Source organism: Dongshaea marina, assembly GCF_003072645.1.
In the GTDB taxonomy this organism is placed as follows: Bacteria; Pseudomonadota; Gammaproteobacteria; order Enterobacterales; family Aeromonadaceae; genus Dongshaea; species Dongshaea marina.
The window spans coordinates 4209232-4223743 of the sequence record NZ_CP028897.1 but is presented as its reverse complement, the minus strand read 5'-3'; the positions used below and the strand labels follow the sequence as shown (position 1 = coordinate 4223743).

The 14512-nt window shown below is 52.0% G+C and carries 12 protein-coding genes; 3 read left to right on the top strand and 9 right to left on the bottom strand.

Going from position 1 to position 14512, the window contains the following annotated elements:
• Window positions 1-9 precede the first annotated feature (9 nt).
• The 3 genes from DB847_RS19735 to epmB all read right to left on the bottom strand — a co-directional run bounded on the left by DB847_RS19735 (window position 10) and on the right by epmB (window position 3674).
• A complete protein-coding gene (locus DB847_RS19735) occupies window positions 10-1410 on the bottom strand; it encodes an FUSC family protein (RefSeq protein ID WP_267897772.1) in 1401 nt (466 codons plus the stop codon).
• The gene (locus DB847_RS19730) at window positions 1374-2138 is read right to left on the bottom strand and encodes an FUSC family membrane protein (RefSeq protein WP_159084761.1); all 765 of its coding nucleotides are present in this window, start codon (window positions 2136-2138) and stop codon (window positions 1374-1376) included. The genes DB847_RS19735 and DB847_RS19730 overlap by 37 nt, the downstream gene beginning before the upstream one ends.
• Before the next feature lie 543 nt (window positions 2139-2681).
• Window positions 2682-3674 (bottom strand): EF-P beta-lysylation protein EpmB, encoded by a 993-nt coding sequence (gene epmB / locus DB847_RS19725; protein WP_108652231.1) that lies wholly within the window; start codon window positions 3672-3674, stop codon window positions 2682-2684.
• Between the two features lie 55 nt (window positions 3675-3729).
• On the opposite strand from epmB, the gene efp reads away from it, so the two are divergent.
• The gene (gene efp, locus DB847_RS19720) at window positions 3730-4296 is read left to right on the top strand and encodes an elongation factor P (protein ID WP_108652230.1); all 567 of its coding nucleotides are present in this window, start codon (window positions 3730-3732) and stop codon (window positions 4294-4296) included.
• A 99-nt stretch (window positions 4297-4395) separates the two neighbouring features.
• Window positions 4396-5562: an LPS O-antigen chain length determinant protein WzzB gene (locus DB847_RS19715; protein ID WP_108652229.1), complete on the top strand. Its 1167-nt coding sequence runs from the start codon at window positions 4396-4398 to the stop codon at window positions 5560-5562.
• A 247-nt stretch (window positions 5563-5809) separates the two neighbouring features.
• Here DB847_RS19715 and frdD read toward each other — a convergent pair whose 3' ends face one another.
• From frdD to frdA, 4 genes are read right to left on the bottom strand one after another with little or no spacing between them, the layout of a single operon-like run.
• Window positions 5810-6166, bottom strand: coding sequence for a fumarate reductase subunit FrdD (gene frdD / locus DB847_RS19710; RefSeq protein ID WP_108652228.1), 357 nt, complete (start codon window positions 6164-6166; stop codon window positions 5810-5812).
• Between the two features lie 8 nt (window positions 6167-6174).
• Window positions 6175-6576, bottom strand: a complete 402-nt coding sequence (locus DB847_RS19705; RefSeq protein WP_108652227.1) for a fumarate reductase subunit C — start codon at window positions 6574-6576, stop codon at window positions 6175-6177.
• Window positions 6577-6579: 3 nt separating this feature from the next.
• Window positions 6580-7317: a succinate dehydrogenase/fumarate reductase iron-sulfur subunit gene (locus DB847_RS19700; protein ID WP_108652226.1), complete on the bottom strand. Its 738-nt coding sequence runs from the start codon at window positions 7315-7317 to the stop codon at window positions 6580-6582.
• The gene (gene frdA, locus DB847_RS19695; protein ID WP_108652225.1) at window positions 7310-9094 is read right to left on the bottom strand and encodes a fumarate reductase (quinol) flavoprotein subunit; all 1785 of its coding nucleotides are present in this window, start codon (window positions 9092-9094) and stop codon (window positions 7310-7312) included. Before frdA ends, DB847_RS19700 begins: the two co-directional genes overlap by 8 nt.
• A 370-nt stretch (window positions 9095-9464) precedes the next feature.
• Here frdA and epmA point away from each other — a divergent pair, with 370 nt between their 5' ends.
• The gene (gene epmA, locus DB847_RS19690; protein ID WP_108652224.1) at window positions 9465-10442 is read left to right on the top strand and encodes an elongation factor P--(R)-beta-lysine ligase; all 978 of its coding nucleotides are present in this window, start codon (window positions 9465-9467) and stop codon (window positions 10440-10442) included.
• A gap of 66 nt (window positions 10443-10508) precedes the next feature.
• On the opposite strand, the gene DB847_RS19685 is transcribed toward epmA, so the two are convergent.
• Entirely contained in the window at window positions 10509-12386 is a 1878-nt protein-coding gene (locus DB847_RS19685) for a methyl-accepting chemotaxis protein (protein WP_108652223.1), read from the bottom strand.
• Between the two features lie 178 nt (window positions 12387-12564).
• Entirely contained in the window at window positions 12565-14442 is a 1878-nt protein-coding gene (locus DB847_RS19680; protein ID WP_108652222.1) for a methyl-accepting chemotaxis protein, read from the bottom strand.
• Window positions 14443-14512: the final 70 nt, after the last annotated feature.

Here is a 14512-nt window from a genome sequence, read left to right as displayed (position 1 = left end):
GCTTCTGCCTTAATCGATGCGGGGGCTAGCCCCCGCTGCCTTATGCTCGTCCAACGACTTGATCTGATCAAATAGCTCCCTGAGTAACTGGATCACCAGCCGGGTCTGATACACAATCTGCCGCTGTTTGGCCTGGGGCAGGCTGTGATTGGCGATGAGCTGAACTTCATACAGAGTGTTGGGCCACTTAACATCTGAGCCCTCCAGCAGGTGCTGACAGCTTTGAAATCCAAGCTCGACCGCGCGTTGCAGCTCACCGTGTTGCTCAGCCGGGAGCTTGACACTCTGTTTTGCGATGAGTGCCAGGTTGGTCATCTGGTTGAGCAGGGTATGGGTCACAAGACGGATCCCCTTGACCCTATCTAAGTAAAAGCCGCTATGCATCGGCTCGCGAAGGGCCTGTTGATAGCGGGTGACCAACTCATTTTGTGCCTGGTAACTGAGAAGTCGCTGCTTCTCTAAGGCATCCTCCTGATCCGCTTCCGAGCTTGCGTAGCTACATAGCAGCGCCTCCATAAATTGCTCAAGGGATAGCAGAGTAAGGCGGATCTGTTCACGCAATCGGTTACTCTGCCACTGGGGCCAGAGAATGAGGTTGGCGATAATCGCCAGACCACAGCCGATCAGGGTGTCCCACAGCCTGGGCAGAATAAACCCCAACCCGGCATGGCGCAGGATCTGGTACTCCAACATTACGAATACTGTGATCCCGGCAGCGGCAACCGCGTAATTGGTACGAATGAAGGCGTAGAAAAAGGGAGTTACCACGGAGATCAGTAGCAGGGTGAGCCAGTGAGGGGGCGATTGAGAGATGATAATCACCGAAACCAGCAGTCCGATCAGGGTGCCGATAGCCCGGTGCAGGGCCTTACTCTGGGTTGAGACGTAATCACTCTGCATCACAATGGAGATGGTCATCATGATCCAGTAACTGTTCTCGACATTGAGCAGTAACCCCAATTGATAACCGACCGCCATACAGCAGGCATACCGCAGGGAATACCTGAATGTGGCGGATTGAGGTGTGAGGTTTAGCCAGAGATCTTTGAGCCAGCCATTGCCGGGAGGCAGTGGGGTGATCGAGTGGCGATAGGCAGGGCGCATGCGGTGGATCAGCCCGCTGGTATAGTCAAAATGCTCCCGGGCCAGCAGTGCCAGATCCTGGTGGGCCGCAGGAGCCGCCGCCAGCTGCTGGCGGAACTGGATAAGCACGGCTCCCAATGGCATGGGACGGATAAACTTATGATGTAGTGTTGCTTGACTCAGAGCCTTAAATTGGCTTGCGAAGTGACTCATCAGGGCTCGAAACGCCGGAGCAACATTGGCTGAGCGAAACAGGGGGTAGAGCTCCCCCGGAGCATGGGTACTGGAGCTCAGTAGCTCGTGGAGCTCTTCTGCGAGAAAAAACAGCTCCCTGAGTTTCTTGAGCTCCCTATTGGATTGACCCTGCAGGTTGCGCAGTAGTTGCTCGCCATCAAAGGCAAGCTTGGTGAGCTTTTGCTGCAGGGGAGTAGCTCACTGTTATCAAAAGGCTTCTTGAGGATCAGTTCACACTTGAGCTCTGTATATTGAGCCAGGGTCAGATAGTAGTCTGCAATATTCTCCCTAAGCTGCTTAAAGGGCCAGAGGAGCTGCCAGACTCGGCTGATCACAAGGTAGTTCACAGCTCCCAGCACATATAGGCTGGGGGCAAACCACAAAGGCTGATTGCCAGGGGCCGGAAAGCTCAGGATGATCAGCAGCAGGTTGGCGATCCCGAGCCGGGCAGCCATCGGTCCCTGGACACTGAACATGGCGCAGCCAAAGGTGAGCACAAAAAACAGCACAATGGGTGGGATCTGCCAGTGCAATCCACTGAGCAGCAGCAAAGGTGCGATAAAAAAGCTCAGGCAGCTTGCAGCACCCTTTCTCCAGAATTTGGGCTTGGGTTCATCGGCGCCGCAAATGAGAGCGGCAATCATCCCCAGTGAGGCGGTGATCCCAGCCGCAGTATCTCCCAGTAGCAACCCTCCGAACAGCAGCGACAGCAAAGAGCAGCCAGCCCGTAACCCATAGTTGAGGTTGGGGTAGTTAAGAATGATCAGCCGATGTAGCCAATAATAGCGACGATGCTGGATGGAAGAGTCCTGCCTAGTCATCAGTGGTACCAGTTTATCTAAATTTTTGTTGAGCGATGAAGCCTGTTGGGAGCCGAAGAGAAGCGAGAATCGCTGGTGGCTCGCCAATTATCATACTCCTTTTTAGTCCATTGTATAGGGCGCTGATGGTGTATGACATCGGTTGTTGATGTCTGATTCAATCATCACCGACACGCTGTGAGTCCGAATCTCTTCCATGAGATTCATTTCCAGCTCAGCTCCATGCTTCGCGTACGTTGCTCTAAGAGCAACTCACCCCTGGAATTTCTACTGCCGCGAGTATCATCCCTAATAGCCCATTCCAGCTCGGTATCCATACCTCACGTTCAATGACTCAGTGAGCTATCTCACCCCTGCGCACAAGGTCGTGACGTTGAAACCAGAGCATCTTAAATATTAGCAACAGATCATGAAACATGGCTCGGGCAGATCAGTAAAGGGGTTTAAGGGGAGGAGAGGCCCGTAATCTCAATCCATGAGAAAACGAGTCTGAGTCACCGCTAAGTAGCGGTAAGAAGGGGCTTTGAAGAAAGACTTAAGGTTCTAACTTGAGATCAAGGGGGTCTTGCTGCTTTCTCCGCCATTTTCTCGCACAAGGCGGGGCAGCAGGAATCCGGGAAGTTCGCCCAGAAGCTGGCACATCAAATCACGGGCCCTGTCATCACCAACCTCAAAATGAGCAGCCCCCTGAACCTTATCCAGCTGGTGGAGGTAGTAGGGAAGGATCCCGCATTCAAAGAGCCTTTCAGACAGGTTTTTGAGGGTGACAACATCATCATTCACCTCTTTGAGCAGCACGCTCTGGTTCAACAGAGTCACTCCGGCCTGGCGCAGGCGGGTACAGCCCCTGGCAAAGGTCTCATCCAGCTCATTGGGGTGATTGATGTGAAACACCAACACATGTTGCAGCGAGCTTTCCTCAAAGAGCCTTGCAAACGAGGCATCAAGGCGTGATGGCAGGGTGACAGGGAGCCGCGAGTGGATTCTTAGGCGCCTTAAGTGCGGGATTTTCTCCAGTGCTTCGATTAGCTTTTTCAGTTGCTGATCACTCGCCATCAGGGGATCGCCCCCAGATAAGATCACCTCGTGGATATCCTGGTGTTGCTCGAGATAGCCGATCACCTCTTGCAGGCGTTGCTGGTTGAGATGATTTTCCCGGTAGGGGAAGTGGCGACGAAAACAGTAGCGGCAGTTGATCGCACAACCTGTTTTGTACATCAAGAGAACCCGTCCCTTGTATTTGTGCAGCAGCCCCGGGATAACAGCATCCTGCTCATCAAGAGGATCGGCACTATAACCTGGAGTTATTAACTCCTCTTGGTGGTGAGGGAGGATCTGCAGCAGCAGGGGATCGCGAGGATTGCCCTTCTCAATTTTGTCAAGATAGGGACGGGGGACTCGCAGGGCAAAGCTCTGACGGGCCGTCGCAGAAAATCCACACTCTTCTGGAGTGAGATTGAGTTGTTCGAGTAGCGCTTCAGGGGAAGTTACCACCTCAGCGAGTTGTTTTTGCCAATTCGAGTGTAATTCAATCATGTTTCAGGTTATCATTCGCGACATTTGTCGTGTTTTTGGAATCCCGAGGGACACCATGCCAAACTATAGTACCAATGAGTTTCGCGCCGGGCTCAAGATTATGCTTGATAATGAGCCATGTGCAATCATTGAAAATGAATTTGTTAAGCCGGGCAAAGGTCAGGCATTTAACCGGGTGAAGATCCGCCGTCTGCTTTCCGGTAAAGTTCTCGAGAAGACTTTCAAGTCCGGTGAGAGCGTAGAGGGTGCCGATGTCATGGATATTGAGCTGGCTTATCTGTATAACGATGGTGAGTTCTGGCACTTCATGAACAACGACACCTTTGAGCAGATCGCAGCCGATGCCAAGGCTGTGGGTGACTCAGAGCAGTGGCTGGTTGAGCAGGACACCTGCACCATCACCACCTGGAATGGCAACCCAATCAGCGTTACTCCTCCTAACTTTGTGGAGTTGGAAGTCACTGAGACTGATCCTGGTCTCAAGGGTGATACCCAGGGCACCGGCGGTAAGCCCGCAACTTTGATCACCGGCGCCGTGGTGCGCGTCCCGCTGTTTATTCAGATTGGTGAAGTCGTCAAGGTTGATACCCGCACCGGTGAGTATGTCTCTCGCGTCAAATAATTTTGTGGCGAAGAGATAGTTTGCTACTAAGTTAGCAGTGAAGGGAAGTGTTCACTTCCCTTTTTCATTTGATTATTAACAAGAGTTTTATTCGCGATTATGACTAAACCCACTTTACCTTCTGATGATGGTTATCTCGATCAATCGAGACAGCTGGTGTATGTGCCGGTCCCAGCGCCACAAGCCGAGCCTCAGGATGAGATCGATCTACGCGAGCTGTTTACCTTGCTGTGGAAGCGAAAGCTGCGGATCGTTTTAGTGGCGGTTATTTTTGCGATTATAGGCGTGGTTTACGCCCTGCTGGCTCCGGAGCGCTGGAGCGCCACCGCAGTGGTGAGCGCTCCGAACTATAGTCAGTTAGTACAAATCAATAGTTCCCTTATGCAGTTGCAGGGGGTCATGGGGTCAAATGTAGCCCAAGATCTGAATATCTTTCAGCCCAAGAGTATTTTCAGGAATTTTATCAATCAGTTTGGCGCTTACGATAATAAATCTGAGTTTTTTGCTGAGCACAAATATTGGCAAGCTGCGAATCAACAGGCCCGCAATGGTTCTGATAAAATGGCTGAGCGTGCCTTGATGGATCAATTTCTAAGCAAAGTAGTTGCCACGGCATATAAGGATAGCAATTTTTACCAGCTGACAGTTCCTGGAAGTTCAGATCATACATCTTATGAGGCCTTAGTCGGTTATATTAAGTTTATTCAGAGTAAGAGCTCACAGGTGCTTTCAAAGCAGCTGGTAAGTGTCATTGCTGCGCAATATGCAGGGTTAGAGCAACAGACAACTCAGCTTATCAATAAACTACAAGCCTCTTTGACTGAGGAGCAGCAAAAAACCCTGATGGCATTGAAAATTGCGAAAGCTGCGGGCATTCGCAATCCGTCCGATGCTAATACCGCAGCAGACACCAATGCTGGCCCAGATGCTTTACTAGGTGATCAGGCTCAGCAGGTGAGCCTGGGGACTAAGGCACTACAGGCCAAGCTAGCTCTATTGCAGCAGATAAAAGATCCAAGTGCATTATCTCCTGAGCTTGCAGGACTCAAGAGCGAAGCTGCTGCACTTGCTAAGTTACAAAAACAGGCTTCAGATATTCAGATCACTCCATTTGATTACCAGCAGCAACCCCAATTGCCACTGTATCGTGATGCACCAAAACGTTCTTTGATCGTGGTGTTAGCTCTGTTGTTAGGCTTGATCCTGGGGGTGATGAGCGTACTGATTCAGCACTTCCTGGCCTCTCCAGCTCCTGGAAAAGAGTAGGGGTAAACTTCGGGTATGAAAAAGGCGACTCGAAGTCGCCTTTTTTGATTCTATTTTAAGAGTTGTTAGAGCCCTTTCGGATTAATCAGAGTCATCTCGTTCAGCTCGATAAAAAAATATCAGGCTTTTCTAAGCTGACCTTCTGCAGCAAGGACGCAGCTACAGAGTGGTCAAGGATGACATTGCGAGTAAGCGAGTAAAGCCTGTGATTAATCAAAGCGTTATCTCCATTTATGGAGAAAGTGCACTAGCTTCCACACATCTGGATGAGCAGCACAAAGGTTGCGGCCGACACAAAGAAGGCGAAGCCGTAGCACAGGTAGTGGTGCAGCCGGGTGGTACGGACTCCTAGATCGTGCAGGCCATGGTAGATGCGATGCATCGCATGCCAGATAGGGAATATGATCACCACCAGGGTGATGATAAAGCCGTACCAGCTGGTGACAAAAGCATGCACATGGGCGTAATCCATCTTACCTGGGTCTAAAACTCCAAGTGGGATCAGGATCCCGGTCACCAGGATCAGCGCCGGAAGCAGCATGGCACAGACAACACCGCCAGCACCAAATAATCCCCAATAGATAGGTTCATCGGAACGTCTCATCATGCCTCCTAAATGATAAATATTGCCAGGACTACCATAAACACCACCGCCAGTGCTATGTACTGGCTGAGGACGATTGGTTTCTCAGGAAACAGCTCCTCACCCTTAAACAGGCGAGTCGCCTTGGGAGCCAGCGCAAACCAAGTCTTGGCATGATAGAGCATGGCTATAAGAGCCAGGATATGGAACACGATCGCCACCGGGGAGTGCAGGGCATTGAGCCAGCCCTCAAAGGCAACCTGTCCCTGACTCAGGCGCAGCAGCCCCCACAGCAGGATCACCACATAGATAGCGGCAAACACACAAGTGAACTCCCGCAGCATGTAGAAGCTGTAAAAGCGATTTTTTAACCACCAGTCCTTTTTAACATCGCGTACATAGGGTTTGCGCTTGCTTTGGCTATTATTCATGGCCTACTCCTCTGGCTTAAGCATGGCAATCATGTAGTCTTTCGAGCTGGCAACCTTGCCCAACTGGATCGCTGCCGCAGGATCTACTCCCTTGGGGCAGACCTCAGAGCAGTAGCCGACAAAGGTACAACCCCAGACTCCCTCATCCTCATTGAGCACCTTCATCCGATCCTTGTTGCCGTTATCTCGGTTATCCAGGTTATAGCGTTGCAGCAGAGCCAGCGCCGCCGGGCCGGTAAACTTAGGATTCAGCGCGTACTGAGGGCAGGCGGCGTAACACAGGCCGCAGTTGATACACATAGAGAACTGCTTGTATTGCGCCAGCTCCTTAGGCGTCTGGATATACTCACCCTGCTCAAGAGTTCGTGGCTCTTTGGGCTCAATATAGGGTTTGATCTTCTCAAGCTTGGCCACAAAGTCCGACATATCCACAATGAGATCCCGCTCGATGGGGAAGTTCGCCAGGGGCTCGAGGCGGATCTTGTTCGGGTAGTAATCGCGCAGGAAGGTTTTACAGCTCAGCTTTGGAATATTATTGACCATCATGCCGCAGGATCCACAGATCGCCATCCGGCAGGACCAGCGGTAGCTGATGGTCGAGTCCAGGTTATCCTTGATATAGCCAAGGGCCCCCAGCACAGAGAGCTCCTTGCTGTAGGGTACCTGATAGCTTTGCCACCAGGGCTCCTGATCCTCTTCGGGGCGGTAGCGCAGGATCTCAATCTCAATCATCTCAGCCATTATCTGTCGCCTCCTGTTGCTGTTGTTCCGCTTCGGCGCCATAGGCCCGCTTTGCTGGTTGTGACTTGGTGATGGTTACGGACGAGTAATCCAGCACCGGCGCAGCCTCCTCTTGGTAAAACGCCAGTGTGTGTTTGAGGTAATTGTTGTCATCGCGCTCTTCATAGCCATCAAGGCGCTGGTGTGAGCCTCGTGACTCCTTGCGGGCGATCGCCGAGTGAGCCATGGAGTCAGCAACATCCAGCAGATGTCCCAGCTCTATGGTATAGAGCCAGTCGGTATTGAAGACGCAGGATCTGTCTTTCACATGGACCTTTTGGTAACGGCTCTTAAGCTCCTGGAGCTTATCTATGGTTTGCTGCATCAGCTCTTCGGTTCGGTAGATGCCAACGCCCTGCTCCATGGTTTCACCTAATTCATGGCGAATCTTAGCCGGATCCTCAGTGCCATCACGTTCTAAGAGCTCTGTATAGCGGGTTAGTTGCTGCTTTGCCTGCTGCTCGAGATTAGCTTGGGAGTCACCCTGTTCATCCGCAAAGAGTGCGGCCTGCTCACCGGCCACCTTGCCAAACACCGCCAGCTCAGCCAGTGAATTCGATCCCAGGCGGTTGGCACCATGCATACCGACAGAGGCACACTCGCCCACCGCATACAGACCCCGGATCCTCGTTGCGCACTTGCCGTCGGTTTCGATACCGCCCATGGTGTAGTGAACCGTAGGGCGAACAGGGATTGGCTCTTTAACCGGATCAACACCTATATACTCTTTGGCGAGTTCGCAGATAAAGGGCAGGCGCTCATGCAGGAATTTGGCTCCGAGATGGCGCAAGTCAAGGTTGACGGCGTCTCCCATCGGGGTCTGAATCACCCGGCCTTTTTGTTGCTCCTGCCAGAACGCCTGAGAGAGGCGATCCCGTGGGCCGAGCTCCATATATTTATTTTCCGGCTTGCCGATCGGCGTTTCGGGACCCAGTCCATAGTCCTGCAGATAGCGGTAGCCATCTTTATTCACCAGGATCCCGCCCTCGCCACGGCAACCTTCGGTCATCAGGATCCCACTGCCGGGCAGGCCGGTCGGGTGGTACTGGACAAACTCCATGTCGCGCAGCGGAACACCGTGGCGATAGGCCAGCGCCATACCATCGCCTGTGACTATGCCGCCATTGGTGTTGAAGTTATAGGCCCTGCCGGCCCCTCCCGTGGCAATAATCACTGATTTTGCCTGGATCAGCCGGGTAATACCATTTTGAATATCATAGGCCAGCACCCCCTGAACCTGCCCTTCGTTGACCATGAGGTCCAGACAGAAGTGCTCATCATAGCGCTTGATGCTTGGGTATTTGATACTGGTTTGAAACAGGGTATGGAGTATATGGAAGCCGGATTTATCCGCGGCAAACCAGGTGCGGGGGATCTTCATGCCACCGAAGCGGCGTACATTCACATGCCCGTCCGGCTTACGGCTCCAGGGGCAGCCCCAGTGCTCAAGCTGGATCATCTCCTCAGTTGCGTGGGAGACAAAATACTCAACCACATCCTGATCACACAGCCAGTCTCCCCCGGATACTGTGTCATTAAAATGATGCTCGAGAGAGTCGTTATCCTGGACAACACCTGCAGAGCCTCCCTCTGCCGCCACCGTATGGCTACGCATCGGGTAAACCTTGGAGATGAGAGCGATTTCAAGGTTTGGGTTTTGTTCGGCAACAGCGATGGCGGCGCGTAATCCCGCACCACCGGCACCAACAATTGCCACATCTGTTTTGACTATATCCACTTCCGTCTCCCTAAGTATTTAAGGTTGTTGTGGGTTATGTTGAGAGCAAAACTAATCAGAAGATCCGAAGCATTGCAGTTTAGCAATTAAGCTGATGATAACTGCTCAGCAACCAGGGATCTTTCCTGTTGTAGAGGGTGGCTTATAGTAAGCGGGAAAGCCTGTTGCTCCTTATACCACCCCGGGTGAGCGCACTATATGATTTTTCCCCAAGGGGTGTCGATAGTTACCCACTAAAAGTTTGAGGGTAAGCAGGTTCCTGACAGCCCATGCTGGCAGGGAATGAGAGATATAATCATTTAGCCCCTGAGGCTGAACCCAATCCTTGATTTGCGGTACAATGCGCCGGTTTTTATCCGGGAGCAAAACTATGACTCAGCCTAGCCTATGGCAGCCAAGTGCAACCCTGACTGCACTGAGGCAGCGCAGCAGTATTATCAGACAGATCCGCCACTTTTTTGAGCAGCGCCAGGTGTTGGAGGTTGAAACTCCGGCCATGAGTCATGCCAGCATTACCGATGTTCATCTGCACCCTTTCGAAACCCTGTTTGTCGGGCCTGGTGCCGCGATGGGCAAGAGGCTCTACCTGCAAACCTCCCCGGAATTTCATATGAAGCGTTTATTGGCGGCCGGCAGTGGCTGCATTTTCCAGCTGGGTAAGGCGTTTCGTAATGAGGAGTGTGGTCGTTACCACAATCCCGAATTTACCATGTTGGAGTGGTATCGCATCGGTTTTGATCAGCACCAGCTAATGGATGAGCTTGGTGAACTGGTGCAGCTTGTCACCGGTAGTGAGAAAGCTGAGCGGATGAGTTATCAGGAGGCTTTTATCCGTTATCTGAAGGTTTGCCCCCTGGAAGCCTCTTTGGATGAACTCAGGGCAGCAGGCAAGGGGCTAGGGGTTGATGAGCTTCTTGAGAGTGAACCGTGCCGCGATACCATACTCCAGCTTTTGTTTGCCTACGGAGTCGAGCCCCATATCGGGCAACACAGACCACAGTTTATCTATCACTTTCCTGCATCCCAGGCTGCATTGGCGCAGATTGGCCCCGAAGACTCACGGGTTGCAGAGCGCTTTGAGCTCTACTTCAGGGGGCTGGAGCTTGCCAACGGTTTTCATGAGTTAGCCGATGGTAAAGAGCAGCTGGCACGCTTTGAGGCGGATAATCGTCAGCGTCAGGCCATGGGGCTGGAGGTTAAGCCCATCGATTATCACTTCATTGAGGCGCTTGACGCAGGCTTTCCCGATTGCTCTGGAGTAGCGGTGGGGATCGATCGTCTCATCATGCTGGCAACGGGTGCGGATTCAATAGCCGAGGTGCTGGCATTTGATAGTAACCGGGCCTGATTCCCGGCTGCATTCCCAAAGAAAAGAGGCTACACCGGGCAGCCTCTTGACTTGATAAGCTTATGTTTAAATTTTGAATTGTCCCACCTGATCATTTAGCTCTCTTGAGATGCTTCTAAGCTCCTGGGAGAGGTTGCTGGAGTTTTCCGCCTCTGCCGAGAGTGCATCGGAGACATCCTTAACTGCTTGCAGGTTGCGGCTCACCTCATCGGTGACCGCGCGCTGCTCTTCGGCGGCACTGGAGATCTGAGTTGCCATGTCGGTGATCTGGTTGATGGACTCGGTGATCTGTTCCAGAGCCAGGGTTGCATTGTTTGCTTCTTCGACACTTCCCTGAGCCAGCTCCTGACCCTCCTTCATGGTATGCACCGCATTCTGGGTATTTTTCTGCAGGGTTTCGATCATCGAGCGGATCTCTTCGGTGGAGCTGTGAGTCCGCTGAGAGAGCACCCGAACCTCGTCGGCAACCACCGCAAACCCTCGGCCCTGCTCACCGGCGCGCGCCGCCTCAATGGCCGCATTGAGTGCCAGGAGGTTGGTCTGCTCGGCGATACCCTGAATGGTGGAGAGTATGGTATTGATCTCCTGGGTATTTTGCTCGAGTTCAAGAATGATATTAGAGGTGCTTTCAACCTGGCTGGCCAGGGAGGTGATCGATTGCTGGTTACTGACGATGACCTCTTTACCCTGCTCACAACTATCGGCTGAGTTGCGGGCGGCATCTGCGGTCAGCTCCGCATTGGCAGCAACCTCATTGGCGGTTGCTGACATTTCATGGACCGCGGTGGCGATCTGGGAGATCTCATTTTGCTGGGTCGAAAGTCCCATGCTGGTCTTATCTGCAACCGCGTTAGAGGCCTTGGACTGTTCATCGAGTTGCCCCGAAGAGTCCGAGATGTCCCCAACCATTTTATGTAGCTTTTCGACAAACGCATTGACATGGCTGGCCAGGGTTCCGACCTCGTCCTGGCTTTGAATATTCAGGCGTTGGGTCAGGTCGCCATTACCCTTGGATAGATCCTCAAGGGCCTCAGACATCACATGAATGGGGCGGAATAGCTTATTGATCACCAAAGAGGCGATTCCCAGTACGATCAAAAACTGAATGATGCTAAAAATGATGGAGTCCCGGGTCAGCTGGCTGACCGAGGCAAAAGCCTCTGAGCTGTCGACGACCAGCCCCAGGTACCAGTTTGAGCCCTGGATCTCTTTGATCTTCAGCAAGCTATCCTGATCATCGATCTCTATCTCGGCGGGTTGCTTGATGGAGGAAAGCTCTTTGATTTTACCGGCAGAGAGCCCGGAAGCCATCTCTGTTATCTGCTTGAGATTTAGGTTTTTATCAGGATGCGCCACAATCAGGCCATCTTTATTCACCAAAAAGGCATAGGTGCCTTTTTTCTGAATCGACAGAACATCCTTAATCACTGCCGCGATAGAAACATCCGCTCCCAACACCCCGGAAATCCCTCCCTTAGAGAAGGGCTCGGCAATGGTGATCACCATCTCACCGGTACTGGCATCTTCATAGGGGGGAGTCACGATCAGTTTCCCGGCACTCTGTGCCTGCTGATACCAGGGGCGCGCCCTTGGATCATAGCCATCGGGCCAGGGGGTGGGCTTACTATCAAACAGCTTCCCCTCGGAGGTCCCAACATAAACCAGATCAAAATTACCCGAGTTCATCGACTGGCTCAGAAAATCTCGGGGCTTACCCTCTTTGGCGAAGGCATCCTTGGCAGAGGCCGTGATCTGCTTGCGAGCATCGAGCCATTTTTGGATCCCGGCGGCAGCAGAGCTGGACAGGGTATCCAGGGAGGCACTCACCTCCTGTGATGTGGTGGCTTTGAGCTCATTGACAGTCAACCAGGTTTGGATGGCAGACACGATCGCAAGCACAATGGCCAGGGAGAGGATCAGCTTATTCTTGATTGAGAGGTTCATACGTGTATCCCTATGGCTTTCAAAGCAGATGGCTCTTTTGAATCTTATGATGGCTATCTACATTTAAGTTAGTTCAGCATTTGAGCTTTGCCGAATCAGCCAGGGAAAATACTTGAGCTGGCTCAAAACCTTCAAGGCTCCAGTGGAGCCTTGAAGGTGATGGGGATACATTGAGGGATTAAATCTTGAACTGACGGACCTGTTGATTTAACTCCTGCGCGATATTTCTTAGCTCTTGAGAGAGCTGATTGGAGTTTTCAGCTTCACCGGACAGCTCGTCGGAAACATCTTTAACGGCTTGCAGGTTACGGCTGACCTCATCGGTAACTGCTCTTTGCTCCTCGGCTGCACTGGATATCTGAGTCGCCATGTCGGTGATCTGGTTAATGGACTCGGTGATCTGCTCCAGGGCAAGGGTTGCATTGTTTGCTTCCTCGACACTTCCCTGGGCCAGCTCCTGACCCTCTTTCATTGTGTGCACCGCATTTTGAGTATTCTTTTGTAGTGTCTCGATCATGGAGCGGATCTCTTCAGTCGAGCTGTGGGTCCGCTGTGATAATACCCGCACTTCATCGGCAACCACCGCAAACCCGCGTCCCTGTTCACCGGCTCGTGCGGCCTCAATCGCCGCATTGAGCGCCAGCAGGTTGGTTTGTTCGGCTATTCCCTGGATAGTCGAGAGAATGGTATTAATCTCTTGGGTGTTTTTCTCAAGTTCCAGAATGATATTGGAGGTATCTTCTACTTGGCTGGCCAGGGTGGTGATCGACAGCTGGTTACTGCTTATCACCTCCTTACCTTGTTCACAACTATTTGCCGAGCTGCGGGCCGCATCGGCTGTTTGTTCTGCATTACTGGCAACTTCATTTGCCGTGGCTGACATCTCATGGACAGCAGTGGCGATTTGAGATATCTCATTTTGCTGAGTCGCCAGCCCCATACTGGTTTTTTCTGCCACCTCATTTGAGGCCTGTGATTGCTCCCCAAGGTGGACAGATGAGCTGGATATATCCCCCACCATGGCATGTAGCTTTTCGACAAAGGCATTGACGTGGCTTGCCACGGTACCAACTTCATCCATGTGCTCAATCTTTAGCCTTTGTGTTAAGTCGCCGTTTCCTTTAGATAGATCCTCCAGAGCCAGCGACATACTTTGTAGTGGTGCAAACAGCTTGTTGATGACAAGGTAGGCGATACCTACAACGATCAGAAATTGGATCACTCCAAAAATGACTGAGTCTTTGATAAGTTGATTGACTGAGGAGTAAGCAACAGATTGTTCTGTGACCAGACCTAAGAACCAATTCGAATCAGGGACCTCTTTGATTTTTACCAGTTGAGCTTCATCATTGAGGATCATCTCACTGGGGCGAGTTTGATTTGCTAACTGCTGGATGCGTGAAGGCGTTAGCTCTGGCGATATCTCGGTGCTGGCTTTAAGACTCAATGCTTTATCTGGATGGGCAACGATGAGCCCATCTTTATTCACCAGAAAAGCATAGGTTCCGGCCTTTTTAATGGAGAGCACATCCTTGACGACATCTGTTATCGCAACATCAGCCCCGATCACTCCGGTAACATTTCCCCGGGTAAAGGGCTCAGCAATGGTGAGTACAACAGTTCCTGTGGCGAGGTCGTTGTAAGGAGGCGTGACGATTAACTTACCGGCGGACTGAGCTTGTTGATACCAGGGGCGCTGACGGGGATCAAAACCTTCAGGCCAGGGCCAGGGCTTACTGCTGAGGATCCCTCCGGTTGAAGTGCCCACATAAACCAGATCAAAGTGACCAGAGCGCATCGTTTGGTTGAGAAAATCCAGAGGCTGCTCATCTTTAGTGAAAGCCTCTTTGGCGGCCGCTGTGATCTGCTTGCGGGCACTAAGCCACTTATCGATGCTCGAGGCCGCGGCCGTTGTCAGGGTTTCCAGAGATGAGCTTATCTCCGCGGTTGTCTCAGACTTGAGCTCTTTGACGGTTAACCAGGTCTGGGCGAGAGAAACCAGGGCGATGACGATAGCCAGTGCCAGGATCAATTTATTTTTTATTGAAAGGTTCATCTGTATCTTCCCTGTCAGTGATTGCCTTCAGGATGGATCTTTAGAGTCGGTATACTATTCAAACTAGACC